This is a genomic window from Pantoea sp. PGP6 (assembly GCF_053474785.1).
The window spans coordinates 1,957,310-1,974,584 of the sequence record NZ_JBQBMA010000001.1; the positions used below are offsets into that span (position 1 = coordinate 1,957,310).

Genomic DNA, 17,275 nt, shown 5'->3' on the forward strand with positions numbered 1-17,275 from the left:
GCAACATCAATGCGATCGGGAGAAAAAACATGGATGCACTGGAGTTACTGGTTAACCGTCGTTCGGCATCACGTCTGACCGACCCGGCACCCGCCGGCGAGGCGCTGGAAAATATACTGCGTGCCGGTATGCGCGCACCGGATCACGGCACGCTGCAACCCTGGCGCTTTATTATTGTGGAAAATGAGGGCCGCGATCGGCTGAGTCAGCTGCTGGAGCAGGCAGCACGTGATAAGCAACTGGATGAGAAGGCGATCAACAAGGCCAGTCAGTCGCCGTTTCGCGCACCAATGATCATTACCGTGGTGGCATATTGTGAACCCCACCCGAAAGTGCCGCGCTGGGAGCAGATTGCTTCCGCCAGCTGCGCAGTGATGGCGATGCAGATGGCGGCAGCAGCGCAGGGCTATAATGGTATCTGGCGCAGCGGCCCGTGGACCGACGATCAGACGGTGCGCCAGGCATTCGGCTGCCGGGAACAGGATGCAATTGTCGGCTTCCTCTATTTAGGCACGCCGCAGCTGAAGTCCAGCACCACCGTGTTGCCGCCCGACACCGCGCCTTTCGTCAGTTACTTCTGACCCTTATTCTGAACCTGCCGGCAGGGCATCCTCTGGCCCTGCTTATTGAACGCTTCCTGTGCGAATGATCGCTATCCCGGTCCGTGACGCTTACGCCAGACGCCTTGCCAGGCTAACATAGCCGCCATATTTGCAGCCAACAGCGAACAACCGGTTATCACTGTTATTCCCTGATGTTAAGGATTACCTGATTTAATGCGTTTGTTTATTGCGGAAAAACCCAGTCTTGGGCGGGCCATTGCCGATGTGCTGCCAAAACCTCATCGACGCGGCGATGGATTTATCGCCTGCGGCAACGATCAGGTGGTGACCTGGTGTGTCGGGCATTTGCTGGAGCAGGCGCAACCCGACAGTTACGACAGCCGTTACGCGCGCTGGTCGTTAGCCGACCTGCCGATCGTTCCGCAAAAGTGGCAGCTTAAGCCGCGCCCGTCAGTCGCCAAACAGCTGAAAGTGGTAGAAGGATTGCTGGCCCAGGCCAGTGAGATCGTGCATGCCGGTGACCCCGATCGCGAAGGACAGTTGCTGGTCGATGAGGTGCTGGACTATCTCAACCTGCCAGCGGAAAAGCGCAGTCGGGTACAGCGCTGCCTGATCAACGATCTCAATCCACAGGCGGTGGATCGCGCGGTGAACCGCCTGCGGGAGAACCGGGAATTTATTCCGCTCTGTGTTTCAGCGCTGGCTCGCGCCCGTGCCGACTGGCTGTACGGCATCAATATGACCCGTGCCTGGACGCTGCTGGGGCGCAGTGCCGGCTACGATGGCGTGCTGTCAGTGGGTCGGGTGCAGACGCCGGTGCTCGGGCTGGTGGTGCGGCGCGATGAAGAGATAGAGAATTTCCTGCCGAAAGATTACTTCGAGGTAAAAGCCCACATCGTTACGCCGGATGAGGTGCGTTTCGTCGCCAGCTGGGTGCCGAGCGAAGCCTGTGAGCCGTGGCAGGATGAGGAGGGGCGTCTGCTGAAGCGGGCGCTGGCTGATCATGTGGTGGCGCGTATCACCGGCCAGCCAGCGGCGGTTACCGCCTACAGCGATAAACGGGAAAACGAAGGTGCACCGTTACCGTTCTCCTTATCCAGCCTGCAGATTGAGGCGGCGAAGCGTTACGGCCTGAGTGCACAAACGGTGCTGGATACCTGCCAGCGGCTGTATGAAACCCATAAGCTGATCACCTATCCACGTTCCGATAGCCGTTATCTGCCGGAAGAGCATTTCGCCGGCCGCCATGCGGTACTCAATGCCATTCAGGCCCATCAGCCGCAGCTGACGCCGCCGGCCGATTTTGACGCCGATCGCCGTAACCGCTGCTGGGATGACAAAAAGGTCGATGCGCACCATGCGATCATTCCGACTGCCCGCGCCGGTTCGGTGAAACTGAGTGAGAACGAGCAAAATATCTATGCGCTGGTGGCGCGCCAGTATCTGATGCAGTTCTGTCCGGATGCGGTGTTCCGCAAATGCGTGATAGAACTGGCGATCGCTGGCGGCAAATTCGTCGCCAAAGCGCGTTTCCTGGCAGAAGCGGGCTGGCGGGCACTGCTCGGTAACAAAGAGCGGGATGAAGAGAATGATGGTATGCCGCTGCCGGTGGTCGCCAAAGGCGATGAGCTGTTGTGTGAGCGCGGTGAGGTGCTGGCGAAGCAGACTCAGCCACCGCGTCCGTTTACGGACGCCACCATCCTTTCGGCGATGACCGGAATTGCCCGCTTCGTTCAGGATAAAGAATTAAAGAAAGTGCTGCGTGCGACCGATGGTTTAGGAACGGAAGCGACCCGCGCCGGCATTATCGAATTGCTGTTTCGTCGTGGCTTCCTGGTGAAAAAGGGCCGCTATATCCACTCAACTGAGGCCGGACGTGCCCTGATCCACTCGTTACCCGATCTGGCTGCACGCCCGGATATGACCGCGCAGTGGGAATCCACCCTGACCCGGATCAGTGAAAAGGCCTGCCGCTATGATGAGTTCATGCAGCCGCTGGTGCAGACCCTGACCGGACTGATTCATCAGGCGCGGCAACAGCCTGCGGTGCATGCCTTTCGGGGCTTACCGTCCACCGGACAAAAACGTCCGGTGCGCAAAACAAAGCGTAAAGTCAAGGAGACGGAATGAGACGTTTTTCATTATTAATGGTGCTGGCCCTGTCGCTGGCTGGCGGTGCCGCAGAGGCCAACAGCCGACATCAGCCGCCGCCGGACAGCGACAATGGCGTCAACACTGATGTGGTAGTCGACCTGCCGCCGGAAGTCTGGACCCAGGGACAACGGCGTCAGCCGGACTGTCTGCGCTGCTGTATTTTTGATAATCGTAACTACAGCGAAGGGGCGGTGGTGAAATCGGAAGGAGTGTTACTGCAGTGCGCGCGTGATGAACACTCGCTGGGCACCAATAATCTGATCTGGAAAATAGTCAAATAGTCGTCGCGTGGCAGTCGGCCACGCGACCTTCAGTTAAAGCGCGTCGATCAGAAGCGGAAGGTGGACCAGATTGGCGCGTGATCCGACGGCTTTTCCATGCTGCGGATAGCATAATCAATGCCGCTCTCTACGCAGTGGGCCGCCAGGTTTTTACTCGCCAGAACCAGATCAATGCGTAAACCGCGGTTATCATCGAAACCCTTTGAGCGGTAGTCGAACCACGAAAAGCGATCGGCGGTTTCAGGATTATGTTCACGCCAGGTATCCACCAGTCCCCAGCCCAGCAGCCGATCCATCCACTCACGCTCTTCCGGCAGGAATGAACATTTGCCGGTACGCAGCCAGCGCTTGCGGCTCTCTTCACCAATCCCAATATCCAGATCGGTGCTGCTGATATTCATGTCGCCCATGATCAGCACCGGTTTGTCGGCGGGCAGATCGTCGGTCAGAAAACGTTGCAGATCGCGATAAAATTTCTCTTTAGCCGGAAACTTGGTCGGATGGTCACGGCTTTCGCCCTGCGGAAAATAGCCGTTAATCACCGTGATGTCGCCAATCGGGCTGGGGATTTCGGCCATAATCAGGCGGCGTTGTGCATCGTCATCATCACCGGGAAAGCCACGGCGTACTGCTACCGGCTGTACCTTCGTCAGTAGCGCAACGCCGTAATGGCCTTTCTGACCATGATAAAAGACGTTGTAACCGAGCTTCGCCACGTCTTCCAGCGGGAACATGTCGTCATGGACTTTGGTTTCCTGCAGGCCGATGACGTCCGGACTATGTTGTTCGACCAGTGCCTGGAGCTGATGCGGACGGGCACGCAACCCATTGATGTTAAATGAAACAAATTTCATGGAATCGACCATTGTTCAGCGAGTAATAGGCTGGGATGGTAGCGATTTTTGCTGAAAAAGTCATGACCGAAGCGTGGAAGATGATACGAGAGGGCAGGGACAGACCAACAGAGCAGGGGGGAGATAAGCAGTAACAGCAGGTTAAAACAGGAGAGGGCGGTGGGAGAAGGATTATTCGGCGCGTTGCGCCTCGCCCGTCGGGCCGCGCTGAAGCGCGTTGTCTCGCAAAGCCCGACCCGAACCTTAATCGAAGGTTCTCATCCCTCTCCCCGCAGAACAGGAAGTTTAGGTATTAGTTTGGGAATCGTGTGCGATATGCAAGATGGTGGTGGGAGAAGGATTATTCGGCGCGTTGCGCCTCACCCTTCGGGCCGCGCTGAAGCGCGTTGTCTCGCAAGGCTCGACCCGAACCTTAATCGAAGGTTCTCATCCCTCTCCCCGCAGAACAGGAAGTTTAGGTATTAGTTTGGGAATCGTGTGCGATATGCAAGATGGTGGTGGGAGAAGGATTCGAACCTTCGAAGTCTGTGACGGCAGATTTACAGTCTGCTCCCTTTGGCCGCTCGGGAATCCCACCATGGCCTGAATCTTTATGTCTTAAAGCGGGGCGCATCATACCAAATGCGATAAGGGTGTAAAGCGCCCATCGGCAAAACAGCATCTGTTTGCCCACTTTTTGCCCGTAGCGCTGAATCCTCAGGCAATTCAGCCACTGGCGTGATTAAAGAATAATCGTTCGGTTACCGTAAACAAACACGCGCTGGCCCAGCACTTTGTACAGTGCGCGGCTTAACACGTTCTTTTCAACGTCACGACCGGCACGCATCATCTCTTCAGCGGTGTAGCTGTGATCGACATTGATGACGTCCTGCATAATGATTGGACCTTCGTCGAGGTTGTCATTTACGTAGTGCGCAGTTGCGCCGATAATTTTCACGCCGCGTTCATACGCCTGATGATAAGGACGGGCGCCAATAAAGGCGGGCAGGAACGAGTGGTGGATATTGATGATCTGGTTAGGGTAGCGCTGCACGAACGCCGGGGTCAGCACGCGCATATATTTCGCCAGCACCACATAGTCAGGCTGGTAACGATCGATCTCTTCAACCATCCGGCTATCGTGTTCTTCGCGCGTCAGGCCTTCATGGCTGACCAGCACGAAAGGAATATCGAAACGCTCAACCAGCGAACGCAGCGTGTCATGGTTGCCGATCACCGCGGCAATTTCCATATCCAGACCGCCAAAGGCGCTCTTCATCAGCAGATCGCCGAGGCAGTGTGCCTCTTTGGTCACCAGGATAACCACGCGGCGGCGGCCGGCGCTGTGCAGTTCACGGACTGAACCCTGAGGCAGGGCGCTATCGAGATCGGCAAGCAGGGTGTTGTCGTTAAAGATCCCTTCCAGCTCTGTGCGCATAAAAAAACGCCCGGTGCGATGATCAACAAACTCATTGTTTTGCACAATATTCAGCTCGTGCTTGTAGCAAATATTGGTGATTTTGGCGATCAGACCTTTTGCATCGGGACAAATGGTACGTAAAACTTTTCTTTGCATGGTTTGCGCTTGCATCTCAATCAGAGTCCTGTCAAAGCATTAGGGGTAGAACCGTTGCGGTTGCCTTTGGCTTAGCCACAACATTTTTTGTATTTTTTGTCGGAGCCGCAGGGGCACCGATCGTTACGGCCAATCTGGGGCGCCGTTCCGTCGACATAGTACCAGCGTTGATCCTCACGAAGAAAGCGTGAACACTCATGAATGGCCTGAATGGTCATTTTCTCGCGGTATCGCGCAAAAAAGGTGACGAAAGCTTCATTCTCATGGCTTCCATGATTACAACGAGTTACATTCAGGCTTAGCCATTCAGTGCCCTGAAAACTTTCAGATAAAAGCCCTGCCAGCGCGGGCTGACGTTTGGCAGGATGCCAGGTAGAAACCAGATAATCTGCGTTCTGCTGAACATAGGCACAATAACGTGAACGCATAAGTTGTTCAGCTGTAACAGGAATTTGGGTACCCTTAAGAAAGGGCTCGCAACATACGCTATACTGCTCTCCGCTACAACATGGGCAGATGTCTGACACGTGATCTCCTGAAGGTGATGAGTCGATATAAACCAGCGCGCTATGTTAGCTGACCCTACGTTGTGACGCTATGTATTGACGGCAGGACCAGACACAGATGAGAAAGGTAAAAATTGGATTGGCTCTGGGTTCTGGAGCGGCCAAAGGATGGGCGCATATCGGCGTAATTAAGGCGCTTGAGCACGCCGGAATTGAAGTCGATGTGGTGGCGGGATGTTCAGTCGGCGCGCTGGTCGGCTCGGCCTATGTTAATAACCGCTTGCCGCTGATGGAAAAGTGGGTCAGCGCGTTTCGTTACTGGGATGTGATTCGCCTGATGGATGTTTCGTGGCAGCGCGGGGGGTTATTGCGCGGCGAGCGGGTATTCAATCACGTCCGGCAGTTAATCCCCAATGACACCATTGAGACCTGCGGTAAACCCTTTGGCGTGGTCGCGACCAACCTCAGTACCGGCCGTGAACTGTGGCTGACCGAGGGCGATTTGCATCAGGCGGTGCGGGCATCCTGCAGTATGCCAGGTTTATTACCGCCCGTGGGCTACAATGGGTATTGGCTGGTGGATGGTGCCGTGGTCAATCCGGTGCCGATTTCATTAACGCGTGCCCTCGGCGCTGACATTGTTATCGCCGTAGACCTGCAGCACGACGCACATCTGATGCAGCAGGACCTGTTTTCCGTGACACCCCAGAACAGTGAAGAAGAAGCCGCCGCGGTGGCATTGAGCTGGAGCGGGAAGCTGCGACAGCGACTGGTGAATTTTAGCCAGCGTCGTGCGTCCCAGACACCGGGAGCGATGGAGATCATGACCACCTCTATCCAGGTGCTGGAAAATCGCCTGAAGCGAAATCGTATGGCAGGCGATCCGCCCGATGTCCTGATTCAGCCTGTTTGTCCGCAAATTTCGACGCTGGACTTTCACCGCGCTGAAGAGGCTATCGAGGCAGGCAAGGCCGCCGTTGAGAAGAAAATGGATGAACTGTTACCACTGGTCCGTGGCAGATAATCAGGTTGTTCATTCACAGATGTTACTTCGGGCAATTCTGAAAGGCGCAACTGCGTTTTATGAACCACTATTGAAATATCTGGTACGCAGGGGGAAAGAATGGAAAAACCACTAATCGGCAAAAAGATACTCATTGTCGAAGATGAGGCTGTTTTCCGTTCGTTGCTGGACCAATTTTTGTTATCGATGGGTGCTGTGACGTTACAAGCGGAAGATGGTCTGGAAGCAATTGCACAATTACAACAGCATACTGTCGACCTGATAATTTGCGATCTGGAGATGCCGCGCATGAGCGGTATCCAGTTCGTTGAACATATTCGTACCCGTGGCAATGCGGTGCCGATTTTGATCATCTCGGCAACCGAAAACATGTCTGATATCGCCCACGTGCTGCGCCTCGGGGTGCAGGATGTGCTGCTGAAACCGCTGAAGAACTTTGAGCGCTTCCGTGAAGCGGTCTATGAGTGTCTCTATCCCTCAATGTTCACCTCTAAAGTGGAGGAGGATGAACAGCTGTTCCAGGACTGGGATGCGCTGGTGCGCGATCCGAAAGCGGCCGCCAAGTTGCTTAAGCAGCTTCAGCCGCCGGTGCAACAAACCATCGCCAATTGTCGGGTCAACTACCGCCAGCTCACCATGGCCGAGCAGCCTGGCCTGGTTCTGGATATTGCAGCCCTCTCAGATAAAGACCTGGCTTTCTACTGTCTGGACGTCACCCGGGCGGGCGACAATGGAGTACTGGCCGCGTTGCTGCTGCGTGCGCTGTTCAACGGCTTGCTGCAGGAGCAGTTGTCGGGACAGAAACAGCGCTTGCCGGAACTCAATGGCCTGCTCAGACAGGTCAATTTGCTGTTACGGCAGGCCAACCTGAGCGGTCAGTTCCCGTTACTGGTTGGTTATTATCACCGCGGTTTAAAAAATCTCATCCTGGTTTCAGCCGGTTTAAACGCCACGCTTCACGTTCATGCCCATCAGATTCAACTCAGCAACGGCGTGCCTCTGGGCACCATGGGAAGCACCCATCTTAATCAGATCAGTCAGCGTGCCGAAAACTGGCAATGCCACGTCTGGGGCGCAGGCGGACGCATTCGTCTGATGCTATCGGCTGAAGAATAAACAGCAAAAATTAATTTGATCTGGCGCTGGAGACAGGGCCAGAAGTTAGCTTTACACTTGGGTAATAGTCTTAATTTCGACGGTTTCAGTTCTTCCAGGATAAATCCGTTCGATACTAACTGATATACTCATTTCCGAATTTAAACCGACATATCAAGTATTAACTTGAACGGCCTATAAGAGAGGTATCTTAATGTCTGCCTATAAGTCCAAAGTAAAAAAAGCGGTAATCCCGGTAGCGGGTCTGGGTACGCGCATGCTCCCAGCCACTAAAGCGATTCCGAAAGAGATGTTACCGCTGGTTGATAAGCCGTTAATCCAGTATGTCGTTAACGAGTGTATTGCTGCCGGCATCAACGAAATTGTGCTGGTGACTCACTCTTCTAAAAACGCCATCGAAAACCACTTCGATACCAGCTTCGAACTGGAATCTATGCTGGAAAAACGTGTTAAGCGTCAGCTGCTGGATGAAATCCAGTCAATCTGCCCGCCACACGTCACCATCATGCAGGTTCGTCAGGGCATCGCTAAAGGCCTGGGCCACGCGGTTATGTGTGCACATCCATTAGTGGGTGATGAGCCAGTTGCCGTGATCCTGCCAGACGTGATCATCGACGAATACGAATCTAACCCAACCAAAGATAACCTGGCAGAAATGCTGAGCCGTTACGAAGAGTCTGGCCGCAGCCAGATCATGGTTGAGCCGGTTGCTGATGTGACGGCGTACGGTGTTGTAGATTGCCAGGGCGCAGAACTGAACCCAGGCGACAGCGCACCAATGGTTGGTGTGGTTGAGAAGCCAAAAGCGGCAGAAGCGCCATCTAACCTGGCCGTTGTTGGTCGTTATGTTCTTTCTGCTGATATCTGGCCACTGCTGGCGAAAACGCCTCCAGGTGCAGGCGGCGAAGTTCAGTTAACTGACTCTATCGCTATGCTGATGGAAAAAGAGACCGTTGAAGCTTATCACCTGAAAGGTGTGAGCCATGACTGCGGTAACAAACTGGGCTACATGCAGGCTTTCGTTGAGTACGGTGTTCGTCATCCGGTATTGGGCAAAGATTTTTCTGAATGGCTCGATGGCGCAGTTGGCAACAAAAAGTAATTCATAAACACAGGATAACTCGATGAAAGTCACTGTATTTGGTATCGGCTATGTCGGTCTGGTTCAGGCTGCGGTGTTGGCCGAAGTCGGACATGACGTTCTCTGCATTGATGTCGACGAAAAGAAAGTCGAAAATCTGAAAAAAGGCATCATTCCTATTTTCGAACCAGGTTTAACGCCGCTGGTAATGTCTAATTACGAAGCGGGTCGTCTGAAGTTCAGCACCGATGCTGAGCTGGGCGTAAACCATGGTGTTATGCAGTTTATTGCAGTCGGTACCCCCCCGGATGAAGACGGCTCTGCCGATCTGAAATATGTGACCGCTGTAGCGCGCACCATTGCGCAATACATGAACGATCACAAAGTGGTTATCGACAAATCAACCGTTCCGGTTGGCACAGCAGACAAAGTGCGTGCAGTGATGACGGAAGCGCTTAAAGCGCGTGACGCTAACATCACTTTCGATGTGGTCTCTAACCCTGAATTCCTCAAGGAAGGCGCGGCGGTTAACGACTGCATGCGTCCAGAGCGCATCGTTGTCGGCACCGATAACGACGAAGTGGTTGAACTGTTACGCGAGCTCTATGAGCCGTTTAACCGTAACCACGATCGTATGATCATGATGGATATCCGCAGCGCAGAGCTGACCAAGTATGCCGCAAACTGCATGCTGGCGACCAAAATCAGCTTTATGAACGAGATCTCCAATCTGGCTGAGCGTTTAGGCGCGGATATTGAAAAAGTACGCCAGGGTATCGGCTCCGATCCCCGCATTGGCTACCACTTCATCTATCCAGGCTGTGGCTATGGTGGTTCCTGCTTCCCGAAAGACGTGCAGGCGCTGATCCGTACCGCGGAGTCTATTGGCTATAAGCCTCGCCTGTTACAGGCAGTGGAAGATGTCAATGACAGCCAGAAGACCAAGCTGCCGACCTTCATTAAGCGTCATTTCGGCGACGATCTGAGCGGTAAGACCTTTGCCCTTTGGGGTCTGTCATTCAAGCCGAATACCGACGATATGCGTGAAGCCTCCAGCCGCGTGCTGATGGAAACGTTGTGGGAAGCCGGTGCTACTGTCCAGGCGTTTGACCCTGAAGCGATGGATGAAGCGCAGCGCATCTATGGTCACCGCAGCGATCTCAAGCTGATGGGAACCAAAGAGGCGGCACTGCAGGGCGCTGATGGCCTGGTCATTTGTACGGAATGGCAAAACTTCCGTGCACCTGACTTTGACGTCATCAAAAATGCACTGAAAGAACCCGTGATTTTTGATGGTCGTAACCTGTATGATCCAGAGCGTACCAGCAAACGCGGATTCGTTTATTATGCAATCGGCCGCGGAGCGTCTATTCAAATTGCATAATTAACGAGGGATTTATGAACTTTCTGGTCACCGGCGCCGCAGGCTTTATTGGTTTTCATGTTAGCCAACGTCTGCTGGCCGCCGGTCACCAGGTTGTCGGTATCGACAACCTGAATGATTATTATGACGTAAATCTTAAGCATGCCCGTCTGAACCTGATTAAACCCGATCCGGCTTTTACCTTTATTGAGATGGATCTGGCTGACCGTGACGCAATCGCGTCACTGTTTAAGCAACAGCAGTTCCAGCGCGTGATTCATTTAGGCGCCCAGGCGGGTGTTCGCTATTCAATAGAGAATCCCCACGCCTACGCCGACGCTAATCTGATTGGTCACCTCAACATTCTTGAGGGCTGCCGTCATCATAAAATCGAACATCTGCTTTATGCATCTTCCAGTTCGGTTTATGGCCTGAATCGTAAAATGCCTTTCTCCACCGAAGATAGCGTTGACCATCCGGTTTCGTTATATGCGGCGACCAAGAAAGCTAACGAGTTAATGTCACATACTTACTCGCATCTTTACCAGCTGCCGACCACCGGACTGCGGTTCTTTACCGTTTATGGTCCGTGGGGCCGGCCGGATATGGCATTATTCAAATTCACCCGTGCGATGATTGCAGGTGAAGCGATTGATGTTTATAACCAGGGCCAGATGAAACGCGACTTCACCTATATTGATGACATTGCGGAAGCGATTGTTCGTTTGCAGGATGTTATTCCGCAGGCGGATGAAAACTGGACGGTAGAGGCGGGATCGCCAGCCACCAGTTCTGCGCCTTATCGGATTTATAATATTGGTAACAGTCAGCCGGTCACGCTGATCAACTATATCGAAGCCATCGAGAAAGCACTGGGTATTACGGCGGTTAAGAATCTGATGCCAATGCAACCGGGTGACGTGCTGGAAACCAGCGCTGACACCGAAGCCCTGTTTAAGGCGATCGGTTTTAAACCGCAAACCAGTGTGGAAGAGGGCGTTAAGCGCTTTGTTGACTGGTATCGGGACTTCTATCAGGTCTGATTAATAAAATAAAAAAGGAAGCGCAGGCTTCCTTTTTTTTGTTATCTCTAAGGGCAATCAGTATTCAGTAGCGAAACCCGACCCGTTATCAGAGTAGAAAGTCGTCTAACTGCTTACCTTGCTCTTCCAGTGCTTTTTTAATCACTGCCGGTGTGCGACCCTGACCAGTCCAGGTTCTGGTTTCGCCTTTTTCATCGACATACTTATATTTTGCCGGACGAACTGAACGGTTACCTTTCCCGGCGACTTTGGTGTCTGACAGGGAGCTCAGCAATTCATTCGGATCGATGCCGTCCGCCAGCAGCATTTCACGATACTGTTCCAGTTTACGTGCACGCTCGGCATTCTCTGCCTGGGTCAGTGACTCCTCTTCGCGGCGTTCTTTTACCACCACTTCAAGTTTTTCCAGCATCTCTTCCAGCGAGTCAATCGGATACTCTCTGGCCTGAGCACGCAGCGTACGGATATTATTAAGAACTTTTAGTGCTTCGCTCATTGTCCTGGTCTCTGAATAATAAAAAAGTTGTTTTGCCCGACAATAGTAGAGGTGGTAATAAATAACTTCAACACAAATTAATATTAAAGCGCGACGGCAAAATAAAAGAGAGTAAAAATCATTCTTCAGAAAGATTTACTTTTTCGCCGTTTAAGGGCTATTTTTATGTCAGCTTTAAAAGACGTAAATTTAATACATTAATTACAGCAGTGAAAAAGGCAGGATGTTGTTGGGGGTAATATCCCGGCTACCCGCTCAGGCAGGCAAAGGATCGGCCTGAATTTTAGCTCACCCAGAGCGGCCCATGGCGATCATTATTCCGCGGCTACCCGCTCAGTTTTAGCAGCGCTTTGTGCTAATATGCGCGCCATTCCGTTAAGTCCTGATGAAGAACCCGCTGCTATGGCCCAACTCTATTTTTACTACTCTGCGATGAATGCGGGTAAATCCACCGCCTTACTGCAGTCCTCCTATAACTACCAGGAACGGGGAATGCGAACCCTGGTCTACACCGCTGAAATTGACGATCGCTTTGGCGCAGGCACCGTCAGCTCGCGTATTGGCCTCTCTTCGCCCGCCTTACTGTATAACGCTGAGACTGCGCTTTACCGCGATATCGCCGCAGAGCACGCGGCTCAGCCGATTCACTGCGTGCTGGTCGATGAGAGTCAGTTCCTGACCCGTGAGCAGGTGAAGGCCCTGTCAGACGTGGTGGACAACCTTGATATCCCGGTGCTTTGCTATGGCCTGAGAACCGACTTCCGTGGTGAGCTGTTTACCGGCAGTCAGTATCTGCTGGCGTGGGCTGACAAGCTGGTAGAGCTGAAGACCATCTGCCACTGTGGCCGCAAAGCCAGTATGGTGCTGCGGCTCGACAGCGAGGGAAAACCGTTCAGTGAAGGTGAGCAGGTGGTGATCGGTGGCAATGAACGCTATATCTCCGTGTGCCGCAAGCATTACAAGCAGGCAATAGAGCAGGGATCGCTGCAGGCGATTTACGGCGCGCAAACGCCGCTGAACTGACAGTGCTGTAACAGAAATAAAAAAACCCGCCGAGGCGGGTTTTTTGTTTGTCAGCCGATTAGACGTTTTTCGCTTTCTTCTCGACCTTAACACCTTTTACCGGTTGTTCAGCCACGGCTTCAGCGACGCTGGAGAAGGGTTCAACAAATTCGCGGCCATAGTAGGTGTCCAGCATGATTTGTTTCAGTTCAGCAATCAGCGGATAACGTGGGTTAGCGCCGGTACACTGGTCATCAAATGCATCATCTGCCAGCTTATCGACTTTCGCCAGGAAGTCAGCTTCTGCCACACCCGCTTCGCGGATAGAGGTTGGGATACCCAGTTGAGTTTTAATCTCTTCCAGCCACGCCAGCAGTTTTTCAATTTTCTGCGCGGTGCGGTCGCCCGGCGCCGTCAGGCCTAAGTGGTCTGCGACTTCTGCGTAGCGACGACGTGCCTGTGGACGGTCATACTGGCTGAACGCGGTCTGTTTAGTCGGGTTGTCGTTCGCGTTATAACGAATGACGTTGGCGATTAACAGTGAGTTAGCCAGGCCGTGTGGGATATGGAATTCCGATCCCAGTTTGTGCGCCATTGAGTGACAAACCCCAAGGAAGGCGTTGGCAAAGGCGATACCGGCGATGGTTGCCGCATTGTGCACGCGTTCACGCGCCACCGGATTTTTCGCACCTTCCGCGTAGCTGGCTGGCAGGTTCTCTTTCAGCAGTTTAAGTGCCTGCAGCGCCTGACCGTCAGAGTATTCGTTAGCCAGCACTGACACATAAGCTTCCAGCGCATGGGTCACCGCATCCAGGCCGCCAAAGGCGCACAGGGAGCGCGGCATATCCATCACCAGGTTAGCATCGACAATCGCCATATCCGGGGTTAACGCATAGTCTGCCAGTGGGTATTTCTGGCCGGTGGCATCGTCAGTAACCACCGCAAACGGCGTCACTTCTGAACCGGTACCGGAAGTGGTGGTGATTGCCACCATGCGAGCTTTGACGCCCATTTTCGGGAATTTGTAGATACGTTTACGGATATCCATAAAGCGTAACGCCAGCTCTTCAAAATGGGTTTCAGGATGTTCGTACATCACCCACATGATTTTCGCAGCATCCATCGGTGAACCACCGCCGAGGGCGATAATCACGTCAGGTTTGAAGCTGTTCATCTGCTCAGCGCCTTTACGCACGATGCTCAGCGTAGGGTCAGCTTCAACTTCAAAGAACACCTCTGTTTCAACGCCGTGTGCTTTCAGCACGCGGGTCACCTGGTCAGCATAACCGTTGTTAAACAGGAAGCGGTCAGTGACGATGAACGCACGTTTGGCGCCATCCGAAGCCACTTCTTCCAGTGCAATTGGCAGAGAACCGCGACGGAAGTAGATGGATTTAGGAAGTTTATGCCACAACATATTTTCAGCTCGCTTGGCGACAGTTTTGGTATTGATCAGGTGTTTCGGGCCAACGTTTTCAGAGATGGAGTTACCCCCCCATGAACCACAACCCAGCGTCAGAGAAGGCGCCAGTTTAAAGTTGTAGAGGTCACCGATACCGCCCTGTGAAGCCGGAGTATTGATCAGAATACGCGCGGTTTTCATTTTGTCGCCGAAGTAGTGAACGCGCTCGGTCTGGTTATCCTGGTCGGTATACAGGCAGGAGGTGTGTCCGATACCGCCCATCGCCACCAGTTTTTCCGCTTTATCGACGGCATCCTGGAAATCTTTTGCCCGATACATCGCGAGAGTCGGGGAGAGTTTTTCGTGAGCGAACGGCTCAGACTCATCCACCAGCTGCACTTCACCAATCAGAATTTTGGTGCTCGGAGGAACGGTGATGCCCGCCATCTCAGCAATTTTAAACGCTGGCTGACCAACAATCGCCGCATTCAGGCCACCATTTTTCAGAATGATATTCTGTACCGCGTTCAGCTCAGCGCCCTGCAGCATATAACCGCCATGGCTGGCAAAGCGTTCGCGCACTGCGTCATAAGCAGAATCCACCACAATCACTGACTGCTCAGAGGCACAAATCACGCCGTTATCGAAGGTTTTTGACATCAGGATAGACGCTACGGCGCGTTTAACGTCAGCCGTTTCATCAATCACTACCGGCGTATTACCGGCACCCACACCGATAGCAGGTTTACCTGAGCTGTAAGCGGCTTTCACCATGCCTGGTCCGCCGGTTGCCAGAATCAGGTTGATGTCAGGGTGATGCATTAACTGGTTAGACAGCTCAACCGAAGGCGCGTCAATCCAGCCGATAATATCTTTCGGCGCACCGGCTGCAATCGCTGCCTGCAGCACGATATCTGCCGCTTTGTTGGTGGCGTCTTTAGCACGTGGGTGTGGAGAGAAGATAATTCCGTTACGGGTTTTAAGACTGATCAGAGCTTTGAAGATGGCGGTAGAGGTTGGGTTGGTGGTCGGCACGATGCCGCAAATCAGGCCAATCGGTTCAGCGATAGTGATAGTACCGAAGGTGTCGTCGGTTGCCAGCACACCGCAGGTTTTTTCATCTTTGTAAGCGTTGTAGATATATTCAGAAGCAAAATGATTTTTGATCACTTTATCTTCGACGATGCCCATGCCGGATTCAGCAACGGCCATCTTAGCGAGAGGAATTCGGGCATCTGCGGCGGCAAGCGCGGCAGCACGGAAAATAGCGTCAACCTGTTGTTGGGAAAAGTTGGCGTATTCACGCTGGGCTTTTTTTACACGTTCGACCAGTGCATTAAGTTCAGCGACATTAGTAACGGCCATGGTGTTCTCCTGAAGGAAGTTAAACTTTTTTAGTAAACAATCCTGCGTCCTGAGTATAGTCCCGCCTGGCTGGCGCGTTGGATTGGGCCAGAACGCCAGGATTTTCAAATGTTTACTAAACTAGTCTGTTCTGGCATCAGCGTTATGTACCCTGATGCTGCTAATACTTCCGTTGCGAAAAGATTACCTGGTTTGAGGTAGGGCAATTTTGATACAGATCAATTTGAACGCAAGCTGACTCCTTTCAGCCGCACTTTTCGGCACCCGCTTGTCGAAACCGCTTACGCCTCTTAAGGCCAGGCTCATAGCGGCTAAAACCAGCTGCATTTTAATGTCTGGCGAAATGCGCTAAATCGGGCGCTGATCGGCAGAATAAATAGCTGTCCGCGCATCTGGCGTCAGGGCGCTTTTTCCCTTACATTAGGCGCGTTTTCCTCCCCTGTGGTACGGAGTCTGTCGTGAACCCTGCGCTGTTAGATTTATCAGGTTATATAAAATTTTTTGTCGGGCTTTTTGCGCTGGTCAATCCGGTAGGCATTATTCCGGTGTTTATCAGCATGACCCGCTATCAGGGGGCTGCTGAGCGTAATAAAACCAACCTGACGGCCAACCTCGCGGTCGCCATCATTCTGTGGACCTCACTGTTTCTCGGTGATGCGATTCTGCATATTTTCGGTATCTCTATCGACTCCTTCCGCATTGCCGGGGGAATTCTGGTAGTGACCATCGCCATGTCGATGATCAGCGGTAAGCTGGGCGAAGATAAGCAGAACAAACAGGAAAAATCAGAGACCGCGATTCGTGAAAGTGTCGGGGTGGTACCGCTGGCACTGCCGCTGATGGCCGGACCCGGTGCCATCAGTTCGACCATTGTCTGGAGCACGCGCTATCACAGCTGGGTCAATCTGCTGGGATTCAGCCTGGCGATTGCGCTTTTTGCCTTCTGCTGCTGGCTGTTGTTTCGGGCTGCACCTTTAATGGTGCGGGTGTTAGGCCAGACCGGTATTAACGTGATCACCCGTATTATGGGGCTGTTGCTGATGGCGCTGGGCATTGAGTTCGTGGTGACCGGAATGAAATCTATTTTCCCCGGTTTACTCAATTAAATTCCCCACTTAATTCAGGGGTCGAAGCGAAGTCGTGAATCATTATGGTGCAAAGCCCGAAAAACCTGCACCATAAACATGCAATTATTCATCCCGCTTAATAGATTCAGCAGATTATCACTTTCATTACTGCTGGCCGGAATTTGCCGCTTGTTGGCCGCAGCAATGTCACAATTTTCACATGATAATCTGCTTTCTAATTCTCGCTTAGCCTGACAAATCGCGCCTCTGCTCCCAGCCGGCGCGCATTCATCGCGTCTGATGGCGTATCCCCGGTATAATTGCCAAAAAAGCGTTTTTATCCCTTCGGCAGAGCTGCAGAAAGTCTGTTTTTATCTAAAATCTCTATTTTTCATATCGATAA

Annotated in this window: 15 protein-coding genes, 1 tRNA gene and 2 other RNA genes; 10 read left to right on the forward strand and 8 right to left on the reverse strand. The window is 52.8% G+C overall.

What is annotated here, in order from left to right:
* Positions 1-29: 29 nt before the first annotated feature.
* From ACLIBF_RS09230 to ACLIBF_RS09240, 3 genes are all read left to right on the forward strand, one after another.
* The gene (locus ACLIBF_RS09230; RefSeq protein ID WP_031374596.1) at positions 30-581 is read left to right on the forward strand and encodes an NAD(P)H nitroreductase; all 552 of its coding nucleotides are present in this window, start codon (positions 30-32) and stop codon (positions 579-581) included.
* Positions 582-776: 195 nt separating this feature from the next.
* Positions 777-2,693, forward strand: a complete 1,917-nt coding sequence (locus ACLIBF_RS09235; RefSeq protein ID WP_069728541.1) for a DNA topoisomerase III — start codon at positions 777-779, stop codon at positions 2,691-2,693.
* Positions 2,690-2,998, forward strand: a complete 309-nt coding sequence (locus tag ACLIBF_RS09240; protein WP_031374595.1) for a YnjH family protein — start codon at positions 2,690-2,692, stop codon at positions 2,996-2,998. Before ACLIBF_RS09235 ends, ACLIBF_RS09240 begins: the two co-directional genes overlap by 4 nt.
* A gap of 47 nt (positions 2,999-3,045) precedes the next feature.
* On the opposite strand, the gene xthA is transcribed toward ACLIBF_RS09240, so the two are convergent.
* From xthA to ACLIBF_RS09270, 6 genes are all read right to left on the reverse strand, one after another.
* A complete protein-coding gene (gene xthA / locus ACLIBF_RS09245) occupies positions 3,046-3,852 on the reverse strand; it encodes an exodeoxyribonuclease III (protein ID WP_069728540.1) in 807 nt (268 codons plus the stop codon).
* 154 nt (positions 3,853-4,006) lie between these two features.
* Positions 4,007-4,134: non-coding RNA, RtT sRNA (locus ACLIBF_RS09250), on the reverse strand.
* 41 nt (positions 4,135-4,175) lie between these two features.
* A non-coding RNA gene (locus ACLIBF_RS09255) (RtT sRNA) lies at positions 4,176-4,303 on the reverse strand.
* Between the two features lie 41 nt (positions 4,304-4,344).
* Positions 4,345-4,429 (reverse strand) — tRNA-Tyr (locus ACLIBF_RS09260).
* Positions 4,430-4,573: 144 nt separating this feature from the next.
* The gene (purU, locus tag ACLIBF_RS09265; RefSeq protein ID WP_031374594.1) at positions 4,574-5,422 is read right to left on the reverse strand and encodes a formyltetrahydrofolate deformylase; all 849 of its coding nucleotides are present in this window, start codon (positions 5,420-5,422) and stop codon (positions 4,574-4,576) included.
* A gap of 56 nt (positions 5,423-5,478) precedes the next feature.
* Positions 5,479-5,934, reverse strand: coding sequence for a YchJ family protein (locus ACLIBF_RS09270; RefSeq protein WP_031374593.1), 456 nt, complete (start codon positions 5,932-5,934; stop codon positions 5,479-5,481).
* Between the two features lie 97 nt (positions 5,935-6,031).
* Here ACLIBF_RS09270 and rssA point away from each other — a divergent pair, with 97 nt between their 5' ends.
* From rssA to ACLIBF_RS09295, 5 genes are all read left to right on the forward strand, one after another.
* Positions 6,032-6,937: a patatin-like phospholipase RssA gene (gene rssA / locus ACLIBF_RS09275; protein WP_031374592.1), complete on the forward strand. Its 906-nt coding sequence runs from the start codon at positions 6,032-6,034 to the stop codon at positions 6,935-6,937.
* A gap of 99 nt (positions 6,938-7,036) precedes the next feature.
* Positions 7,037-8,053 (forward strand): two-component system response regulator RssB, encoded by a 1,017-nt coding sequence (gene rssB, locus ACLIBF_RS09280; RefSeq protein WP_089561436.1) that lies wholly within the window; start codon positions 7,037-7,039, stop codon positions 8,051-8,053.
* A 193-nt stretch (positions 8,054-8,246) separates the two neighbouring features.
* A complete protein-coding gene (gene galU, locus ACLIBF_RS09285; RefSeq protein WP_031374590.1) occupies positions 8,247-9,155 on the forward strand; it encodes a UTP--glucose-1-phosphate uridylyltransferase GalU in 909 nt (302 codons plus the stop codon).
* Positions 9,156-9,177: 22 nt separating this feature from the next.
* Positions 9,178-10,518 (forward strand): UDP-glucose dehydrogenase family protein, encoded by a 1,341-nt coding sequence (locus ACLIBF_RS09290; protein WP_031374589.1) that lies wholly within the window; start codon positions 9,178-9,180, stop codon positions 10,516-10,518.
* A 14-nt stretch (positions 10,519-10,532) separates the two neighbouring features.
* Complete coding sequence (locus ACLIBF_RS09295; RefSeq protein WP_031374588.1) at positions 10,533-11,540, forward strand: NAD-dependent epimerase; 1,008 nt, start codon at positions 10,533-10,535, stop codon at positions 11,538-11,540.
* An 88-nt stretch (positions 11,541-11,628) separates the two neighbouring features.
* Here ACLIBF_RS09295 and hns read toward each other — a convergent pair whose 3' ends face one another.
* Positions 11,629-12,036 (reverse strand): histone-like nucleoid-structuring protein H-NS, encoded by a 408-nt coding sequence (gene hns / locus ACLIBF_RS09300; protein WP_031374587.1) that lies wholly within the window; start codon positions 12,034-12,036, stop codon positions 11,629-11,631.
* A 402-nt stretch (positions 12,037-12,438) separates the two neighbouring features.
* Between hns and tdk the strand changes: the two genes are divergently transcribed.
* Positions 12,439-13,059 carry a thymidine kinase gene (tdk, locus tag ACLIBF_RS09305; RefSeq protein ID WP_031374586.1) on the forward strand — a complete coding sequence of 207 codons (621 nt, stop codon included), beginning with the start codon at positions 12,439-12,441 and terminating at the stop codon, positions 13,057-13,059.
* 58 nt (positions 13,060-13,117) lie between these two features.
* Here the strand turns inward: tdk and adhE are convergent, their stop codons facing one another.
* Entirely contained in the window at positions 13,118-15,805 is a 2,688-nt protein-coding gene (gene adhE / locus ACLIBF_RS09310) for a bifunctional acetaldehyde-CoA/alcohol dehydrogenase (RefSeq protein ID WP_031374585.1), read from the reverse strand.
* A 458-nt stretch (positions 15,806-16,263) separates the two neighbouring features.
* On the opposite strand from adhE, the gene ACLIBF_RS09315 reads away from it, so the two are divergent.
* Positions 16,264-16,911: a YchE family NAAT transporter gene (locus tag ACLIBF_RS09315; RefSeq protein WP_031374584.1), complete on the forward strand. Its 648-nt coding sequence runs from the start codon at positions 16,264-16,266 to the stop codon at positions 16,909-16,911.
* Positions 16,912-17,275: the final 364 nt, after the last annotated feature.

Coding starts and splice junctions, on each gene's coding strand:
- xthA (WP_069728540.1), bottom strand. CDS start 3,852: ATGAAATTTGTTTCATTTAACATCAATGGGTTGCGTGCCCGTCCGCAT.
- tdk (WP_031374586.1), top strand. CDS start 12,439: ATGGCCCAACTCTATTTTTACTACTCTGCGATGAATGCGGGTAAATCC.
- ACLIBF_RS09235 (WP_069728541.1), top strand. CDS start 777: ATGCGTTTGTTTATTGCGGAAAAACCCAGTCTTGGGCGGGCCATTGCC.
- adhE (WP_031374585.1), bottom strand. CDS start 15,805: ATGGCCGTTACTAATGTCGCTGAACTTAATGCACTGGTCGAACGTGTA.
- ACLIBF_RS09240 (WP_031374595.1), top strand. CDS start 2,690: ATGAGACGTTTTTCATTATTAATGGTGCTGGCCCTGTCGCTGGCTGGC.
- rssA (WP_031374592.1), top strand. CDS start 6,032: ATGAGAAAGGTAAAAATTGGATTGGCTCTGGGTTCTGGAGCGGCCAAA.
- hns (WP_031374587.1), bottom strand. CDS start 12,036: ATGAGCGAAGCACTAAAAGTTCTTAATAATATCCGTACGCTGCGTGCT.
- ACLIBF_RS09290 (WP_031374589.1), top strand. CDS start 9,178: ATGAAAGTCACTGTATTTGGTATCGGCTATGTCGGTCTGGTTCAGGCT.
- rssB (WP_089561436.1), top strand. CDS start 7,037: ATGGAAAAACCACTAATCGGCAAAAAGATACTCATTGTCGAAGATGAG.
- galU (WP_031374590.1), top strand. CDS start 8,247: ATGTCTGCCTATAAGTCCAAAGTAAAAAAAGCGGTAATCCCGGTAGCG.
- ACLIBF_RS09295 (WP_031374588.1), top strand. CDS start 10,533: ATGAACTTTCTGGTCACCGGCGCCGCAGGCTTTATTGGTTTTCATGTT.
- purU (WP_031374594.1), bottom strand. CDS start 5,422: ATGCAAGCGCAAACCATGCAAAGAAAAGTTTTACGTACCATTTGTCCC.
- ACLIBF_RS09230 (WP_031374596.1), top strand. CDS start 30: ATGGATGCACTGGAGTTACTGGTTAACCGTCGTTCGGCATCACGTCTG.